The sequence below is a fragment of the Pseudomonas sp. Pseusp21 genome (assembly GCF_059492145.1).
The window spans coordinates 209,979-225,562 of the sequence record NZ_CP168520.1; the positions used below are offsets into that span (position 1 = coordinate 209,979).

General features: G+C 59.8%; 15 protein-coding genes. 9 read left to right on the top strand and 6 right to left on the bottom strand.

Going from position 1 to position 15,584, the window contains the following annotated elements:
• Positions 1 to 26 precede the first annotated feature (26 nt).
• Positions 27 to 191: a DUF2986 domain-containing protein gene (locus ACEN93_RS00890; RefSeq protein WP_495610886.1), complete on the top strand. Its 165-nt coding sequence runs from the start codon at positions 27 to 29 to the stop codon at positions 189 to 191.
• Between the two features lie 27 nt (positions 192 to 218).
• Here ACEN93_RS00890 and ACEN93_RS00895 read toward each other — a convergent pair whose 3' ends face one another.
• Positions 219 to 2,597 carry a DUF3772 domain-containing protein gene (locus ACEN93_RS00895; RefSeq protein ID WP_495610887.1) on the bottom strand — a complete coding sequence of 793 codons (2,379 nt, stop codon included), beginning with the start codon at positions 2,595 to 2,597 and terminating at the stop codon, positions 219 to 221.
• 158 nt (positions 2,598 to 2,755) lie between these two features.
• Between ACEN93_RS00895 and ACEN93_RS00900 the strand changes: the two genes are divergently transcribed.
• The 5 genes from ACEN93_RS00900 to ACEN93_RS00920 all read left to right on the top strand — a co-directional run bounded on the left by ACEN93_RS00900 (position 2,756) and on the right by ACEN93_RS00920 (position 9,199).
• Positions 2,756 to 3,097 (top strand): hypothetical protein, encoded by a 342-nt coding sequence (locus ACEN93_RS00900; RefSeq protein WP_039773137.1) that lies wholly within the window; start codon positions 2,756 to 2,758, stop codon positions 3,095 to 3,097.
• Between the two features lie 99 nt (positions 3,098 to 3,196).
• A complete protein-coding gene (locus tag ACEN93_RS00905) occupies positions 3,197 to 4,453 on the top strand; it encodes a TolC family protein (RefSeq protein ID WP_210710176.1) in 1,257 nt (418 codons plus the stop codon).
• Positions 4,450 to 5,697, top strand: a complete 1,248-nt coding sequence (locus ACEN93_RS00910) for an efflux RND transporter periplasmic adaptor subunit (protein WP_103387263.1) — start codon at positions 4,450 to 4,452, stop codon at positions 5,695 to 5,697. The genes ACEN93_RS00905 and ACEN93_RS00910 overlap by 4 nt, the downstream gene beginning before the upstream one ends.
• Positions 5,694 to 8,852, top strand: coding sequence for an efflux RND transporter permease subunit (locus tag ACEN93_RS00915; protein ID WP_495610888.1), 3,159 nt, complete (start codon positions 5,694 to 5,696; stop codon positions 8,850 to 8,852). The genes ACEN93_RS00910 and ACEN93_RS00915 overlap by 4 nt, the downstream gene beginning before the upstream one ends.
• Positions 8,849 to 9,199, top strand: a complete 351-nt coding sequence (locus tag ACEN93_RS00920) for a copper-binding protein (protein WP_221535198.1) — start codon at positions 8,849 to 8,851, stop codon at positions 9,197 to 9,199. Before ACEN93_RS00915 ends, ACEN93_RS00920 begins: the two co-directional genes overlap by 4 nt.
• Positions 9,200 to 9,255: 56 nt before the next feature.
• On the opposite strand, the gene arsH is transcribed toward ACEN93_RS00920, so the two are convergent.
• From arsH to ACEN93_RS00945, 5 genes are all read right to left on the bottom strand, one after another.
• A complete protein-coding gene (gene arsH / locus ACEN93_RS00925) occupies positions 9,256 to 9,945 on the bottom strand; it encodes an arsenical resistance protein ArsH (RefSeq protein ID WP_039773143.1) in 690 nt (229 codons plus the stop codon).
• An 11-nt stretch (positions 9,946 to 9,956) separates the two neighbouring features.
• Positions 9,957 to 10,427, bottom strand: coding sequence for an arsenate reductase ArsC (locus ACEN93_RS00930; protein WP_039773144.1), 471 nt, complete (start codon positions 10,425 to 10,427; stop codon positions 9,957 to 9,959).
• Positions 10,428 to 10,436: 9 nt separating this feature from the next.
• On the bottom strand, positions 10,437 to 10,784 hold the full coding sequence (locus ACEN93_RS00935; RefSeq protein ID WP_064595873.1) for a metalloregulator ArsR/SmtB family transcription factor: 348 nt from the start codon (positions 10,782 to 10,784) through the stop codon (positions 10,437 to 10,439).
• A 118-nt stretch (positions 10,785 to 10,902) separates the two neighbouring features.
• On the bottom strand, positions 10,903 to 11,523 hold the full coding sequence (locus ACEN93_RS00940) for a LysE family translocator (RefSeq protein ID WP_064595875.1): 621 nt from the start codon (positions 11,521 to 11,523) through the stop codon (positions 10,903 to 10,905).
• A 44-nt stretch (positions 11,524 to 11,567) separates the two neighbouring features.
• The gene (locus ACEN93_RS00945) at positions 11,568 to 12,035 is read right to left on the bottom strand and encodes a metallophosphoesterase family protein (RefSeq protein WP_495611533.1); all 468 of its coding nucleotides are present in this window, start codon (positions 12,033 to 12,035) and stop codon (positions 11,568 to 11,570) included.
• A 119-nt stretch (positions 12,036 to 12,154) separates the two neighbouring features.
• Between ACEN93_RS00945 and ACEN93_RS00950 the strand changes: the two genes are divergently transcribed.
• From ACEN93_RS00950 to ACEN93_RS00960, 3 genes are read left to right on the top strand one after another with little or no spacing between them, the layout of a single operon-like run.
• Positions 12,155 to 12,988 (top strand): VWA domain-containing protein, encoded by an 834-nt coding sequence (locus ACEN93_RS00950; protein WP_414881613.1) that lies wholly within the window; start codon positions 12,155 to 12,157, stop codon positions 12,986 to 12,988.
• 2 nt (positions 12,989 to 12,990) lie between these two features.
• Positions 12,991 to 13,722: a hypothetical protein gene (locus ACEN93_RS00955; protein WP_414881614.1), complete on the top strand. Its 732-nt coding sequence runs from the start codon at positions 12,991 to 12,993 to the stop codon at positions 13,720 to 13,722.
• An 8-nt stretch (positions 13,723 to 13,730) separates the two neighbouring features.
• Positions 13,731 to 15,404, top strand: coding sequence for a protein kinase family protein (locus ACEN93_RS00960; RefSeq protein WP_414881615.1), 1,674 nt, complete (start codon positions 13,731 to 13,733; stop codon positions 15,402 to 15,404).
• The last annotated feature ends 180 nt before the right edge of the window (positions 15,405 to 15,584 follow it).

Sequence of the window (15,584 nt, forward strand, 5' to 3'; positions counted from 1 at the left end):
AACTTTCAAGCAGGCCAAAAAACACCATGAACCGTCAGAAAAAACTGCAACAGCTCTTCAAAGAAAAATCCAGAAAGGCCAACGCCAAACTGGCACCCAAGAGCAACAAGCCGAAGTACATCAGCAAGGCTGATCGCCTGAAGATCGAGGCGCAAGCGGCTCCAGAGTCGATTGAAACCCCTGAGGCCTGATCAGGCAGGCGCGCAGCAGGTTTTACCTCAGGTACTCGGCGGCTTCGCCAGCTCGATTCCCGCCGCCCCCAGCCGCTTGAGAATCTCGAACAGCAAATCACTCTTGGTCGTCCCGACAATCCTCGGGCTCGCCACATACCCGGTCACCGTCAACGTAATCCCGTCCGGCGTCAGCTTGCTGAAGCGCACGAACGGCGCCGGTTTTTCGAGGATGGTTTCGTGTTCCTTGTAGGTGTCGAAGAGCAGGTTCTGCACCTGTTCGGGGTCGATATCCAGCGGGAACATCAGCTCCAGCGTCGCCACGCCCTGGGCGCTGCCGCCGAGGGTGACGTTGCGCAGGTTCTGCGAGATCAGTTGCGAGTTGGGCACGATCACGATCGAGCGGTCGCTGAGCTGGATTTCGGTGGCGCGCACGTTGATCCGGCGGATGTCGCCCTCGACGCCGCTGATGCTGATCAGGTCGCCGACCTTGACCGGGCGTTCGGTGAGCAGGATCAGTCCGGAGACGAAGTTCTTCACAATCTCCTGCAAGCCGAAGCCGATGCCCACCGACAGGGCGCTGACGATCCACGCCAGGTTGGTCCATTGCACCCCCAGCGATGACAGGGTCAGCAGAATCACCACCGCATAACCGATGTTGGAAAACAGCGTGCTGAGCGAGGCGCACATGCCCGGGTCCATGTCGGTCTTGGGCAGGAACTCGTTGTCGAGCCAGCGGCGCAGGGCGCGGATCAGGTAGATGCCAATCAGCAGCGCCAGCATCGCATTGAGCAAATGGCCGGGGACGATGTTCAGCTTGCGCAGGCCGGCGCCGCCGAGGATCGTGCCGATGTTGTTGGCCAGTTGGCCGAGGGTGGTGCCGATCCCGCCGACGAACAGGGTGATGACCGCCAGCAGCAACAGCGCGGCTCGACCGAAACCGGCCAGCAGCGTTGAGGCCTGCTCAAGGCGTCGGTCGCCGACCCCCAGCAGCTGTTTCAGCGCCTTGCCGCTGGAGTGGCGCGGGGAGAAGAAGTATTCGCAGCTGTCGCTGAGCAATTGCATCAGCAGGTAAAACCCGGAAAACACGATAAACGCCCACACCAGTTCATAGGTGATGAACCGCGCCAGCGATACGTAACCCGTGAGCAGGGCGCCGAGCGACAGCACCATCGCCAGGGTGGCGATGGTGTAAACCACCCCGGCAAAGGTGTTGCCCGCCACTTGAGTGTCACCGGCTGCGGCCAGTGTTTTGCGCACCCTGCCGACGCGCATCAGCAGCGTGGTGACGATACCGAGCACCGCCAGCGCAATGATGCCTCTGCCTGCGAGCACGATCTGACTGCTCATGCCGGCGGCATTGCTGACTTGCACCGCCGTCACCAGCACCAGCAGCGTCGCGGCGAGGATCCGTGCGTAGGGATGCAGCGCGAGCGCCACCGGGTCAGCCACCGCCGGCAGTCGCCAGGACGGGTGCTCGGTCGAGAGCAACGCGCGGCTGAGCCCTGTGATCAGCACGCAGGCATAAACCACTTTCCCGAACTCATCGGAAAATGTCGCCAGCATCGGCGGCAACGGCACGTGACGGGTGCAGGCGTAATAGAGCAGTTGCAGGGCGATGGCGGTGGTCGCGAGAGTCGCCAGCGCCGAGGCGAACGCCAGCGAACTGCGGCGCAGTCGACCCTCCGGCATGCGGTGAATGCACACCCACGCCAGCCAGCGGTCGGCCAGTCGCCGCCCTAGCGTCCAGACGACGAAGGCCAGCACCACCAGCAGGGCGGTGTAAAGTCGCTGACCCGGTTGCCAGGCTTCGGCGCCGGTCTGTTGCACCTGATCGACGAAAGAGCGCAGACGCTGGCGGTCATCCGCCGACGGATTGACAAGGGGAGCCCAGAAGCCGGGATTCAGAATGCTGTGGGTGCTGAGCGTCAGTTCGCTTTCGAGCAACGTGCGGCGGATACCGGCGATCTGGGTGATCAGCTCCGTGGCGTTTTGCTTGAGGGTGGCGAGGTTCTTCAACGCCGTATCGACTTTGGTTTTCTGCTCGATCAACGTCGCCCGTTGCGCGGCGATATCGGCTTGCTCGGCGGCGACCGCTTCGGCCGGCGCAGCCCCGAGTACGCCCAGTTGCACGGTCAGTTGCGCCTGCTGCGGTAACAGCGATGCCGACAGCCGATCGATGTCCAGAATGAACGTCTGCACCCGGTCCTGCGGGCCTTCGAGTTGGTTGTAATTGTTGGCAGACGAAATCTGCTGCTTGAGGCCGTCGAGGCGCAGTTGCAAGGCTTGCAGATCGCTTTGCGTGACGCCGGGGAGCGGGGCGCCGACATCGGGCGTGCCGGGCAGGTCGGCGGCCGACACCATCGAGACACCCGGACAGAGCAGCGTCAGGGTGATGAACATCAATGACTTCAATGCATTACGCATGGGACTGGGCGATTCCGGTTGATCACACAAACATTGAGGTTAGGTGATGGGGCGCCTGCTGCATCATTTTCTGCTGCTAATCCTGGCTTAATGCGTGTCCGGTGAGATCGCCGGGCAGCCGATTGTAGGCGCACGTTTTCACGACTAGACTCCCGGCCATGAAACGCTATCTGCGGTTTTGTCTCGTTTTCCTGATCAGCCTGGCGCTTCCCCTCAGCGGGATGGCGGGCGTGCAGGCACCGACAGAACCGTGCCCGATGCAAACGATGGGCATGGCGATGATGGACGGCATGAACATGGATTGCTGCCAGGACATGAAGAGTCCTGCCGACCATGGCTCCCCCTGCAAACCCGGCCAGGAGTGCAAGACCGGCGGCCTGCTGCAAGTCGCGATCCTCAAGCCGCCCGTTACCGTGTTCAGTCCTGTCACGCATTCGTTCTTCAGTGATTCCCTGCCGCTAGCGGCCCCGTCCGGGGTCTGGCGACCGCCCCGCACCTGATTCCTGTCTCCCCTTGAAGCTCATTTCGCCCAGGCGGAGTGATTTGGCTGTGCGCGTGTTTTACGCCGCGCGCAGTGGACGATCACAGGAATCGTAAACATGACATTCAAGTGCAATTGCACGGGTTGGCCTCTGGTGGCCGGCCTTGCGGCAAGCGTGCTCGCGTGGCCGGGTTTCGCCGCCGCGCTGACGCTCGATGAAGCGCTGCGGCTGGCCGAAAACAATGCGCCGTCGCTGACCGCACAAGATCAGAAAATCCAGGCCGCCAGCAGCGCGGCCATTCCGGCGGGCGAGTTGCCCGATCCCAAGCTGGTGCTCGGTCTGCAGAACTACCCCGTGGGCGGCCCGGATCGCTGGAGCGTCGATCAGGACTTCATGACCATGCAGATGGTCGGTTACCGGCAGGAAATGCCCAACGCAGACAAGCGCAAGGCGCGCATCGAAGTTGCCGACGCAGTCATCGAGCGCGCGGCGGCCGAGCGCCGTGTCGAGCGTTTGAAGGTGCGTGAGGCGACGGCGCTGGCGTGGATCAGAGGCTATTCGGTCGAGCGCAAAGAAGCGTTGTTCCAGGAATTGTTCAAGGAAAACCGTCTGCTGAGTGAGACCGTCCGGGCGCAGATTGCCGGTGGTCGCGCACAACCTGCCGACGCAGTGACGCCGAAACAGGAAGCGGCCCGACTCGCCGAGCAACAGGACAACCTGACCCTCGAACGCACCCAGGCTCGAGCCGCGCTCAAACGCTGGATCGGCACCGCCGCCAACGACAAGCCCGAAGGCGGTTTGCCCGTGTGGCCGGTCGATGCCCCGACCTTCAATCATCAACTGCAACACCACCCCGAACTGGCGGCGTTCGCCCCCATGACCCGCGAAGCCCAGGCCAGGGTGCAAGAGGCGGTGTCCGAGAAGAAGTCCGACTGGAGCTGGGAAGTGGATTACCAGCATCGTGGCCGTGAGTTTGGCGACATGGTCAGCGTGCAGTTTTCCTGGGATCTGCCGCTGTTTCCCGAGACGCGCCAGAACCCGAAAATCGCCGCCAGACAGGCCGAAGTCAGCCAGTTGCAAGCCGAGCGCGAAGCACTGTCCCGCGAGCACACCGAGCAGCTTGAAAACCAGTTGGCCGACTACCAGCGCCTCGATCGGGCCGTGCGCCGCACCGAGGACAGCCTGGTGCCGCTGGCCAGAGAGAAAGTCGATCTGAGCCTGGCCAGTTATCGCGCCGGCCAGGGCGATTTGAACGCGGTGGTCAACGCCCGCCGCGAACTCATCGAGGCCCGCCTCAAACAGATCGACATGGAAGAACAACGCGCGCTGACCGCTGCGCGTCTGCATTTCGCTTATGGGGAGACCAGCCTGTGAACCTTAAACAATGGAACGGCGTGTGGCTGGCCGGCCTCGCGCTGGCGGTGGGTGTGGGTGGCGGTTACGGATTGGCCTACCAGCGAATGAACGGAGTAGCGGCTTCAGCCCCGGCGCCGAGCACTGAGCCCAAGGCCTTGTACTGGTACGACCCGATGTACCCGCAGCAGAAGTTCGACAAACCGGGCAAGTCACCCTTTATGGACATGCAACTGGTGCCGCGATACGCCAGCGGTGGGGAGGGCAGTGCGTCCGTCAGCATCGATCCGGGGCTGAGTCAGAACCTCGGTGTGCGTGTGGCGCCGGTCAGTCGCGGTGCCTTCACCTCGAGCTTCGATGTGAGCGGTGTGCTGGCGTTCAACGAGCGCGATGTCGCGGTGATTCAGGCGCGCACCAACGGGTTTGTCGAGCGGGTCTACGCCCGAGCGCCGGGGGACGTGCTCACGGCTGGCGCGGCGTTGGCTGACATTCTCGTGCCGGAATGGACGGCGGCCCAGAGCGAGTTTCTGGCGCTCAGGCGTAGCGGCGATGCCGACCTGATCGCCGCGGCACGCCAGCGCTTGCGGCTGACCGGGATGCCGTCGAGCCTGATTGCTCAAGTGGAGCGCAGCGGCAAGGTGCAGTCCGAACTGACGGTCACCAGCCCTTTGGGCGGCGTGCTGCAAGCACTCGATGTGCGGGCGGGTATGGCCGTGGCGACAGGTGAAACCCTGGCGCGGGTCAACGGGCTGAGCAGTGTCTGGCTCGCGGTGGCGGTGCCGGAATCGCAGACCGGTTCGGTTGCCGTGGGGCAGGCCGTCGAAGTGCGCCTGCCGGCCTTTCCCGGTGGTGTGTTCAACGGAGCGGTCAGCGCGATTCTGCCGGACACCAACCCGGACAGCCGCACCCTGCGCGTGCGGGTCGAGCTGGCCAATGCCGATGGCCGCTTGCGGCCGGGGATGACCGCACAAGTGCGGCTGAAACGTTCGACCGGGCAGAGTCAATTGTGGGTGCCGAGTGAAGCCGTGATCCGCACCGGCAAGCGCGCCTTGGTCATGCTCGCCGAAGACGCGGGGCACTATCGTCCGGTGGAGGTGCGCCTCGGTCAGGAAAGCGCCGGCAGAACGGTGATCCTCGACGGCCTGGCAGAAGGGCAGAGCGTCGTGACATCCGGCCAGTTCCTGCTCGATTCCGAGGCCAGTCTCAAGGGCATCATCGCCGAGCCGCTCGAAACGAGCGGGAACTTTTCGGGGAGCCAGCCATGATCGCCGCGCTGATTCGCTGGTCCGTCGCCAATCGTTTTCTGGTGCTGCTGGCAACGCTGTTCGTCACGGGCTGGGGCGTGTGGTCGGTGCAGAGCACGCCGATTGATGCGCTGCCGGATCTGTCCGATGTGCAGGTGATCATCCGCACGCCGTACCCCGGACAGGCGCCACAGATTGTCGAGAACCAGGTGACCTATCCGCTGACCACCACCATGCTCTCGGTGCCGGGGGCGAAAACCGTGCGCGGTTATTCGTTCTTCGGTGACAGCTTCGTGTACGTGCTGTTCGAGGACGGCACAGATCAGTACTGGGCGCGCTCGCGGGTGCTGGAGTACCTGAGCCAGATCCAGAGTCGCCTGCCGGCCAGCGCCAAACCGGCACTGGGTCCGGATGCCACCGGGGTGGGCTGGATCTATCAGTACGCGCTGGTGGATCGCAGCGGCGGGCATGATCTGGCGCAGCTTCGGGCGTTGCAGGACTGGTTCCTCAAGTTTGAGCTCAAGACCCTGCCCAACGTCGCCGAGGTCGCCACCGTCGGCGGCATGGTCAAGCAGTATCAGGTGCAGCCCGATCCGGTGCGGCTGGCCAGCCTCGGTATCACCCTGGCGCAGGTGCGCGAAGCTATCGGCAAGGCCAATCAGGAAACCGGTGGCGCGGTGCTGGAAATGGCCGAAACCGAATTCATCGTCCGTGCTTCCGGCTACCTCAAGACGCTTGATGATTTTCGGGCGATCCCGTTAAAACTCGGCGTGGGTGGCGTACCGGTAACCCTGGGCGATGTCGCGACGGTTCAGACCGGGCCGGACATGCGCCGGGGCATCACCGAACTGGATGGCCAAGGTGAAACCGTCGGCGGCGTGGTGATTCTGCGCAGCGGCAAGAACGCCCGCGAAACCATCGCGGCGGTCAAGGCCAAACTCGATGACATGAAAAGCAGCCTGCCGCCCGGCGTAGAGATCGTCACCACTTACGATCGCAGCAAGCTGATTGATCGCGCCGTGGAAAACCTCAGCCACAAACTGCTCGAAGAGTTCATCGTCGTTGCGCTGGTGTGCGGGATCTTCCTCTGGCATTTGCGCTCTTCGCTGGTGGCGATTATCTCGCTGCCGGTGGGCGTGTTGATCGCTTTTCTCGTGATGCGTTATCAGGGGTTGAACGCCAACATCATGTCGCTAGGCGGGATTGCTATCGCCATTGGTGCGATGGTGGATGCGGCGGTGGTGATGATCGAGAACGCCCACAAGAAAATCGAGGCGTGGCACGCGGCCAATCCGGGGCAGGCGCTCAAGGGCGAGCGCCATTGGCAGGTGATGACCGACGCGGCGGCGGAGGTGGGGCCGGCGCTGTTTTTCTGTTTGCTGATCATCACGCTGTCGTTCATTCCGGTGTTTACCTTGCAGGCCCAGGAAGGGCGCCTGTTCGGCCCGCTGGCGTTCACCAAGACCTACGCCATGGCGGCGGCAGCGGGATTGTCGGTGACGCTGGTGCCGGTGCTGATGGGCTACTGGATTCGCGGACGGATTCCGGATGAACGCCACAACCCGCTCAACCGCTGGCTGATCCGGATTTATCAGCCGGCGCTGGACGTGGTGCTGCGCCGGCCGAAATTCACGTTGCTGGTGGCGCTGTTGGTGTTTGTCAGCGCTGCCTGGCCGATTTCGCGGCTCGGTGGCGAATTCCTCCCGCCGCTGGACGAGGGTGATCTGCTGTATATGCCTTCGGCCTTACCGGGTTTGTCGGCGCAAAAAGCCGCGCAGCTGTTGCAGCAGACCGATCGGCTGATAAAGACCGTGCCCGAAGTCGAGCATGTGTTCGGCAAGGCCGGCCGTGCGGAAACCGCTACCGACCCGGCACCTCTGGAAATGTTCGAAACCACGATCCAGTTCAAGCCCCACGATCAATGGCGTCCTGGTATGACTCCGGAAAAACTCGTGGAAGAACTGGATCGCGTGGTGCGCGTGCCGGGCCTGACCAACATCTGGATTCCGCCGATCCGCAACCGCATCGACATGCTCGCCACCGGGATCAAAAGCCCGATCGGCGTGAAGGTCGCCGGCAACGATCTGGCCCAGATCGACGCCGCGACCCAGACTATCGAGCGTGTAGCCAAAGGTGTGCCCGGCGTCAGTTCGGCACTGGCCGAGCGGTTGACCGGTGGCCGCTACATCGACGTGGATATCGACCGCAACGCCGCCGGCCGCTACGGGCTGAACATCAGCGATGTGCAATCCATCGTCGCCGGTGCCATTGGCGGGGAAAACGTCGGGGAAACCATCGAGGGGCTGGCGCGGTTTCCGATCAACATCCGTTATCCACGAGAGTGGCGTGATTCGCCCGGCGCGCTGGAGCAATTGCCGATCTACACGCCTTCCGGTAGCCAGATCACCCTTGGCATGCTGGCGAAGATCAAGGTCACGGACGGCCCACCGATGCTCAAGAGCGAGAATGCCCGACCGTCCGGTTGGGTGTACATCGACGTGCGCGGGCGGGACATCGCTTCGGTGGTGGCCGATCTGCGTCGTGCCGTCAGTGAGCAGGTGAAATTGCAGCCCGGCATGAGCCTGAGTTACTCGGGGCAGTTCGAGTTTCTGGAGCGGGCCAATGCGCGGCTGAAACTGGTGGTGCCGGCGACGCTGCTGATTATCTTCGTGCTGCTTTACCTGACGTTCGCTCGCTTCGACGAAGCGCTGCTGATCATGGCCACATTGCCGTTCGCATTGAGCGGCGGTGCGTGGTTCCTTTATCTGCTGGGCTACAACCTGTCGGTCGCCACCGGGGTCGGCTTCATTGCGCTGGCCGGGGTTTCGGCCGAGTTCGGCGTGATCATGCTGCTCTACCTGAAAAACGCCTGGGCCGAGCGCGAAGGCCTCGGCGACCACTCTGAACGTGGACTGGTCGCGGCGATTCGCGAAGGCGCTGTGCAACGCGTGCGCCCCAAGGCGATGACCGTGGCCGTGATCATCGCCGGCCTGTTGCCGATTCTGCTGGGCAGCGGCACCGGCAGCGAAGTCATGAGCCGCATTGCCGCGCCCATGGTCGGCGGTATGGTCACGGCGCCGTTGTTGTCGCTGTTTGTCATACCGGCGGCGTATCGCCTGATGCGCCGTCGGCAGTTGTCCGTTGAAACCCTCCAATCTGAAGGAAAAACCTCATGAAACTGATCCCGATCACTGTTGCGGGCACGCTGGTTGCGTTTGCACTGACTGCCCACGCCGAGGACATGCCCGGCATGAAGATGGACGACATGCAGGGCATGCAGATGCAACCCGCCACTCAACAGGCTCCGACCGCGAATGCTGAGGGCACGATCAAGTCCATCGATGTCGAGAAGCGCACCGTGACCATCGCCCATGGCGCCGTTGCGGCGTTGCAGTGGCCGCCGATGACCATGGGCTTCGCGGCAACTCAGGAACAACTGGCCGGGTTGGCGGTGGGCGATCGGGTGAAGTTTTCGTTCCAGATGGAGGGCAGCAAAGCGACCATCGTGTCGATCAACAAGTAAGCGTGTGATGTAAAAAAAACCGGCGGGAATCATCGCGCCGGTTTTTATTCAATCTTTCAGATCGACCGCTGATTGACCCGCTGCATCAACTCTTCCGCCGATTCCTTGCGCTCGGAATAACGATCCACCAGGTCCGGGCGATCACGCAGCAACAGCGTGAACTTCACCAACTCTTCCATCACGTCCACCACCCGGTCGTACAGCGCCGAAGGTTTCATGCGGTTGCCTTCGTCGAATTCCAGATAAGCCTTGGGCACCGACGACTGATTGGGGATGGTGAACATGCGCATCCAGCGCCCCAGCACGCGCAGTTGATTGACCACGTTGAAGGACTGCGAACCGCCGCAGACCTGCATCACCGCCAGGGTCTTACCCTGAGTCGGACGCACCGCGCCGAGGGCCAGCGGCACCCAGTCGATCTGCGCCTTGAACACCGCCGACATCGCACCGTGGCGTTCCGGCGAGCACCAGACCTGGCCTTCGGACCATTGCATCAGTTCGAGCAGTTCCTGGACTTTCGGGTGATCGCCGGGCGCGTCGTCCGGCAATGGCAGGCCTGAAGGATTGAAGATCCGCGTCTCGGCACCGAAGTGCTCCAGCAACCGTGCGGCTTCTTCGACCAGCAAACGGCTGAAGGAGCGCGGGCGGGTCGAGCCGTACAGCAACAGGATGCGCGGCTTGTGCGCGTCTTCGTCACACGTGGTTGTTTGAACCAGTGAAGGATCGAGGTTGGGCAGGTCGGTCATGTCGGCTCCGGTTACAGCGTGCTGATGCGGTCGAGCTCGCGCTTGAGAGCATCACGGTCAAGTTGGGCGAAGGGCAGGGCGAGGAAGGCCCTGCAGCGGGTTTCGATGCGGGCGAGGGTGGCGCGGAAGGCGGCGTCGATGGTGTCTTCATCACCGCGCACATCCGACGGATCCTCCAGCCCCCAATGGGCTTTCAGGGCCGGGCCGAAGTACACCGGGCAGGCTTCACCGGCGGCCTTGTCGCACACGGTAATGACGATGTCCGGCGGGTTGTCTTCGAAGGCCTCGTTGCCCTTGCTGCTCAACCCGGCGATGGAAATGCCGGCCGCCTGCAACGTGGTCAGGCTGCGCGGCAGTACCTGGCCCTTGGGGAAGCTGCCGGCGCTGACTGCTTCGAAACCGGCCGGCGCCAGATGGTTGAACATCGCCTCCGACAGAATGCTGCGGCAGCTGTTGGCGGTGCACATGAATAGAACTCGCATTTTCGATCCTCAGCAGCAGGCAGACGTATTGAGCGGGCGATCGCCCATGGCCGCCAGCCGCGCGCTGTTTTCTTCCAGCCAGGCGGTGTTGGCGGCCAATGTGGTTTCAAGCAGCGTGCGAATCCATGTCGGCAAATCAGGGTTGAGCCGGTAATAAACCCACTGGCCTTGACGGCGATCCAGCAACAGACCGCAGGTGCGCAACTGCGCGAGATGGCGGGAGATTTTCGGCTGACTGTCGTCCAGCGCGCAGACCAGTTCGCAGACACACAACTCACCCTCACGGGTGATCAGCAGCGTGGCCCGGGCGCGGGTTTCGTCGGCAAGGCATTTGAAAACGGAAGCGGGGGTGAGCATGACGATGCCTTCAGTACATATGGTTGTCCGAATATACGGATATCCATATGTGTTGGGCAAGCCTGGAGTTTGATGACGGTGGCAGCTCTCGACCGAAGATTTGTTTAGCGCAGGCGCTTCAACGCTTGCTGAATGCCAACCGCGCAGCAAACAGCACGAAAATCATCCCGGTGGTGCGATCCATCCAGCGAATCACTTTCTCCCGGCGCAGAAACCCGGACAGCGGCTGCGTCGCGCCAATCAACACCAGCGACCAGATCAGCCCGAGCACCACATGAATGCTCACCAGCCCGAATGTCCACGGCACCAGCGGCTGACCTTGCGGAATGAACTGCGGCAGAAACGACACGTAGAAAATCCCGATCTTCGGATTCAGCACATTCCCCAGCATGCCCTTGAAAAACCAGTTCGCCCCCGGCTTGCCGTCGGCCTCGGCCGGTGCCAGCGAGCGGCGAGGGCGCAGCAGCATGTTCAACCCCAGCCACGCCAGATACGCCGCGCCGCAATACTTCAACAGGTTGTAGGCCAGCTCCGACACCGCAATCAACGCCCCCAACCCAAACGCCACCGCCGCGCCCCACAACAGACAACCGGCATTGATCCCCAACGCCGCACGCAACGCCTGCTGCTTGCCTTCGACGGTGGCGGTGCGCAGCACCAGCGCGGTGTCGAGACCGGGCGTCAGGGTCAACAGGGTGGCGGCGAGGGTGAAGGCGAGGAGGTTGTCGGCGATGGACATGGCGCGTGGGTTCCCTGTTCTGGATGGAGGGAACGGTAGCGGTTTCAGGCAGGGGGATCCAGCAGGGAAATCAGGCGCGGTTCGATGCAGTCGGGTTGTATCTCGAGGATCGCCAGCGTCACCGGCAACTTGAAACGCCGAGGGCCGGCGCTGCCGGGGTTGACGTAGAGACGATCACCGCGCCATTCGATGCGGGGTTTGTGGGAGTGACCGGTGATGATGAGCTTGATGCCCGGATCGAGATCAGCGGGGACATCGGCGATGTCGTGGACGAGGAGGGTTGGCCAACCGTTAAGGGTGAAGGTCAGGAGGTCGGGGAGGTTTTCGGCCCATGGGCTGTTGAGGTCGTTGTTGCCGCGCACGGCGTGGACCGGGGCGATTTTGGCCAGTTGGGCGAGGATGTCCGCGTTGCCGATGTCGCCGGCGTGGATGATCTGGTCACAGCCCTGGAGCGCGGCGAGGGCTTCGGGGCGGAGGAGGTTGTGGGTGTCGGAGATCAGGGCGGTTTTCATCCAAGTGGCCAAATGAGTTGTTCCGTGGGTGTTTATGACTCGGCAAATTCATGGTGCCAAAATGATTTCAAAGTGCTATATCTTCACGTACTGGAGTACAGATAACCAATGAGGGTTCTATGAGCTATACCGCTGAAATCAGCCGCACGAGTCCCACTGCATTCCTGTTCTTGGTGGACCAGTCCGGGTCTATGCAAGACATCATGGCAAACGGGAAGTCAAAAGCCCAATTTGTGGCTGATGTTCTAAATCGCACTTTCGCTACGTTAATTACCCGCTGCACAAAGTCCGAAGGTACTCGTGATTATTTCGAGGTCGGCGTATTGGGCTATTCCGGCGCCACCGCTCAAAACGGCTTGTCTGGTGAGCTTGCTGCGAGGGTTCTGAATCCGATCTCTGTGATTGAAGCTCATCCCTTGCGCATTGAAGACCGTGTCAAGCGAGTTGACGACGGAGCTGGCGGCTTGGTGGATCAGTCCATCAAGTTCCCAATTTGGTTTGAGCCCAAAGCCGGCGGTGGCACCCCTATGTGTAATGCGATTACAACAGCCGCTGAACAGTTGGTTGCATGGTGCGATGCTCACCCGGATAGCTACCCTCCAACCGTGTTGCATGTTACCGACGGTGAGTCCACCGACGGAGATCCTGAGGGTCTGGCTCAGCAACTACAGCAAATCACTACCAGCGACGGAAATGTTTTGCTGTTCAATCTTCATGTAAGTACGAGTGGGGGGGATCCGGTGAAGTTTCCCGCCTCTGACGCAGGGCTGAGTGATAGCTACGCAAAGCTGTTGTTCCGCATGTCCAGCCCCCTACCTTTGCATCTTCATAAAGTCGCACAAGACAAGGGTATTAACGCAAACATGGAGTCTCGGGGTTTCGTTTTTAATGGAGATATCGCCGAAATTGTAGACTTTTTCGACATTGGTACACGAGCAGCCCAGTTGCGATAACCATGGCATTCCGAATCCTTTTTGACGGAACGGTAGCCAAGCACCTCGATACGCCAGGGGAAAATGAAGATGCCTATCGCATTGCCCCAGCTAGGGGGCGTGTGGTGCTATCAGATGGTGCCTCCGAGTCTTTTGATGCTAAAAGCTGGGCTAACCTGGTGGTGGATTATTTTCTAGAATCTGATCCATCAGACGAAGAGTTAGGCTCGTGTATCCGATCATATGAAGGGCTCTACGACCCTCACGTTTTATCTTGGTCTAAAGCTGCTGCATATGAACGTGGCAGCTTCGCTACGTTGTTGATTGCGCAGGATGATCACGATCGTAGTACGGTCACCGTCACGACATTGGGCGACAGCTTTGCTGTTTGGTGCATCGGCAATGATGTAATTGAAACCACACCCTATGTAAGTGCGGATCAATTCACTCAAAAGCCAACTCTTTTGGCAACTCGCCCTGAGTTGAACTCTGAGATGATTATCAATGAGCTGGGAACTTGGAGTCGCATAGAGTGGTGTTACGAGCAGCACGACACATGCCTACTGCTTTGCATGACTGATGCGCTGGGGGCATGGCTTCTGAATAGTCGAGAGCAAGGTAGTTTGGATGCATTCGAGAGACTTAGTCGAATAACGGATCAGAAAGAGTTGCTTGAGCTGGTGGAGGTTGAGCGTGCCTCAGGTGCAATGCGAAGAGATGACGTCACGCTGATTATCGCCACTCTGACTTGTTAGATTAAACCATGGCATATCCAACCCTAGAACAGTACAACGAGGCCTTGCACTCCCCGCATTTAGTGCTGCAAGACGCTGAGTTGAAACATGGCCGATTGAAAACCTCCGGACTGGGCTCGCCCTTGGCATTGTGCGGGGGATTTGCTTTAACCTATATCGTAGACGTTCCTGGAAAGCGGTTTGCGCTACGTTGTTTCCACAAAAGCTCAAGGGAGCTAGAACAGCGATATAAGGCAATTTCCTCGCGAATCCGGCAATTGGCTAGCCCGTACTTCTTGCCTTTTGAGTTCATTACCAATGGAATTCGGATACAAGGATCGACATATCCCATCGTCAAGATGGCATGGGCGCAGGGTCGAACTTTGGCAGAGTTTCTGGAAGGCGAGCATCAAAATACCCAAGCACTCCAACGGTTACGACAAGCTCTTGCTAAGTTAGCCGCGTTTCTTGAACAGAATCAGATCGCTCATGGTGACATCCAGCCCGAAAATGTCATGGTGAGCGCTGACGGTGGCACGGTGCAATTGATTGACTATGATGGAATGTTCGTAGAAGGGTTTAGGGGGCGCTTCGCTACCGAACTAGGACAAATCAATTTTCAGCATCCAAGACGAACTGATAAAGATTTCAATGAGAGGCTTGATCGTTTCTCGTTCCTCACTTTGGATGTTGCTCTTCAAGCCCTGATAGCCTCTCCCTCTCTTTGGGGTGTTTCTCGTTCAGAGCCTAGTGCCGTGGTGTTTAGGCGAAACGATTTTCTTGACCCTGGCTCTTCAATTATTTTCGGTGAAGTTCTAAAACTGCCTGGCGTGGCAAATCACGCTAAAAATCTCGCAAGAGTGGTTGTGGGAGAATTTCAAAGCGTTCCAGCCCTTAGTGATTTTCTTCAGGACAAAGGAGTAGTAGGCGGGGCGATCACGTTTAAGCAAAAGGGCACTCCTTCCACGGTTGGATATCAAGGGGCCTATCCAGTCTGCGATGCAACAAAGTACGCACAGGTTCTTGCTCAGGTGGGCAGCCGTATCGAGCTAATCGGACAGATTCACTCCGTTCGACCTGGGTTTGGGGCGAATAAAAAGCCGTATGTATTTGTGAATTTTTCTGACTGGCTTGGGCAGGCTGTCAAGCTATCAATCTGGTCTGATGGGATGAAGGCAATCGGATCAAATCTGCCCGATGAGTCGTGGGTGGGACGTTGGCTTTCAGTAACGGGTCTAGTTGACCCTCCTTACAAGGGGAAGGCGAAAGCTGGTAGTTACACTCACCTTTCATTAACTATTACAGCCACTGGCCAGATACAACAATTACCGGAGCAGGAAGCAAAATTTCGACTTCGTGGCTTGGGTTATGCGCCTGCTGTTCATTCCGCGCCGAGTCGAAACGCAGGTGTACTTTCGAATATGGCAAAGGGACGGCCTACGACAGTTACTCCAAGTCAGAGTTCGCCTGTGAATGCGGTCCCTCCGAAAAGCTCGAATCAGCAACTGCTTGAAAAGATGCGAGCTCAGTCGCCTCAAATTGTTCGACAGACAGTCAGCGCACCTCAGGTGCTAACGCAATCGCAAAACGCTCCTGCATCGCGACCGGTAAGTGCTCCGAAGCGATCCTCTGGAGCAGATTGGCTTGGCTGGCTATTTATAGTAATTGTGGGGCTTGGCTTGCTCCGATCTTGCATAAAGTAGGCGCCTTACTGAGTTAGTAATGAATTTTTAGAAGGCGAACGAGGAAAACGCGAGGAGAGAGTATGAAAATGGTAGCATACGCTATGCTACCGCTTTAGTTGGTAAAAATAACTTTCACAAGTTGCCTGTTTTGTAGGTGGAGACGGGGGCGATGCTAGTTTGGTGCGATTTTAAAATTAA

Coding starts and splice junctions, on each gene's coding strand:
- ACEN93_RS00890 (WP_495610886.1), top strand. CDS start 27: ATGAACCGTCAGAAAAAACTGCAACAGCTCTTCAAAGAAAAATCCAGA.
- ACEN93_RS00895 (WP_495610887.1), bottom strand. CDS start 2,597: ATGCGTAATGCATTGAAGTCATTGATGTTCATCACCCTGACGCTGCTC.
- ACEN93_RS00900 (WP_039773137.1), top strand. CDS start 2,756: ATGAAACGCTATCTGCGGTTTTGTCTCGTTTTCCTGATCAGCCTGGCG.
- ACEN93_RS00905 (WP_210710176.1), top strand. CDS start 3,197: ATGACATTCAAGTGCAATTGCACGGGTTGGCCTCTGGTGGCCGGCCTT.
- ACEN93_RS00915 (WP_495610888.1), top strand. CDS start 5,694: ATGATCGCCGCGCTGATTCGCTGGTCCGTCGCCAATCGTTTTCTGGTG.
- ACEN93_RS00920 (WP_221535198.1), top strand. CDS start 8,849: ATGAAACTGATCCCGATCACTGTTGCGGGCACGCTGGTTGCGTTTGCA.
- arsH (WP_039773143.1), bottom strand. CDS start 9,945: ATGACCGACCTGCCCAACCTCGATCCTTCACTGGTTCAAACAACCACG.
- ACEN93_RS00930 (WP_039773144.1), bottom strand. CDS start 10,427: ATGCGAGTTCTATTCATGTGCACCGCCAACAGCTGCCGCAGCATTCTG.
- ACEN93_RS00935 (WP_064595873.1), bottom strand. CDS start 10,784: ATGCTCACCCCCGCTTCCGTTTTCAAATGCCTTGCCGACGAAACCCGC.
- ACEN93_RS00940 (WP_064595875.1), bottom strand. CDS start 11,523: ATGTCCATCGCCGACAACCTCCTCGCCTTCACCCTCGCCGCCACCCTG.
- ACEN93_RS00945 (WP_495611533.1), bottom strand. CDS start 12,035: ATGAAAACCGCCCTGATCTCCGACACCCACAACCTCCTCCGCCCCGAA.
- ACEN93_RS00950 (WP_414881613.1), top strand. CDS start 12,155: ATGAGCTATACCGCTGAAATCAGCCGCACGAGTCCCACTGCATTCCTG.
- ACEN93_RS00955 (WP_414881614.1), top strand. CDS start 12,991: ATGGCATTCCGAATCCTTTTTGACGGAACGGTAGCCAAGCACCTCGAT.
- ACEN93_RS00960 (WP_414881615.1), top strand. CDS start 13,731: ATGGCATATCCAACCCTAGAACAGTACAACGAGGCCTTGCACTCCCCG.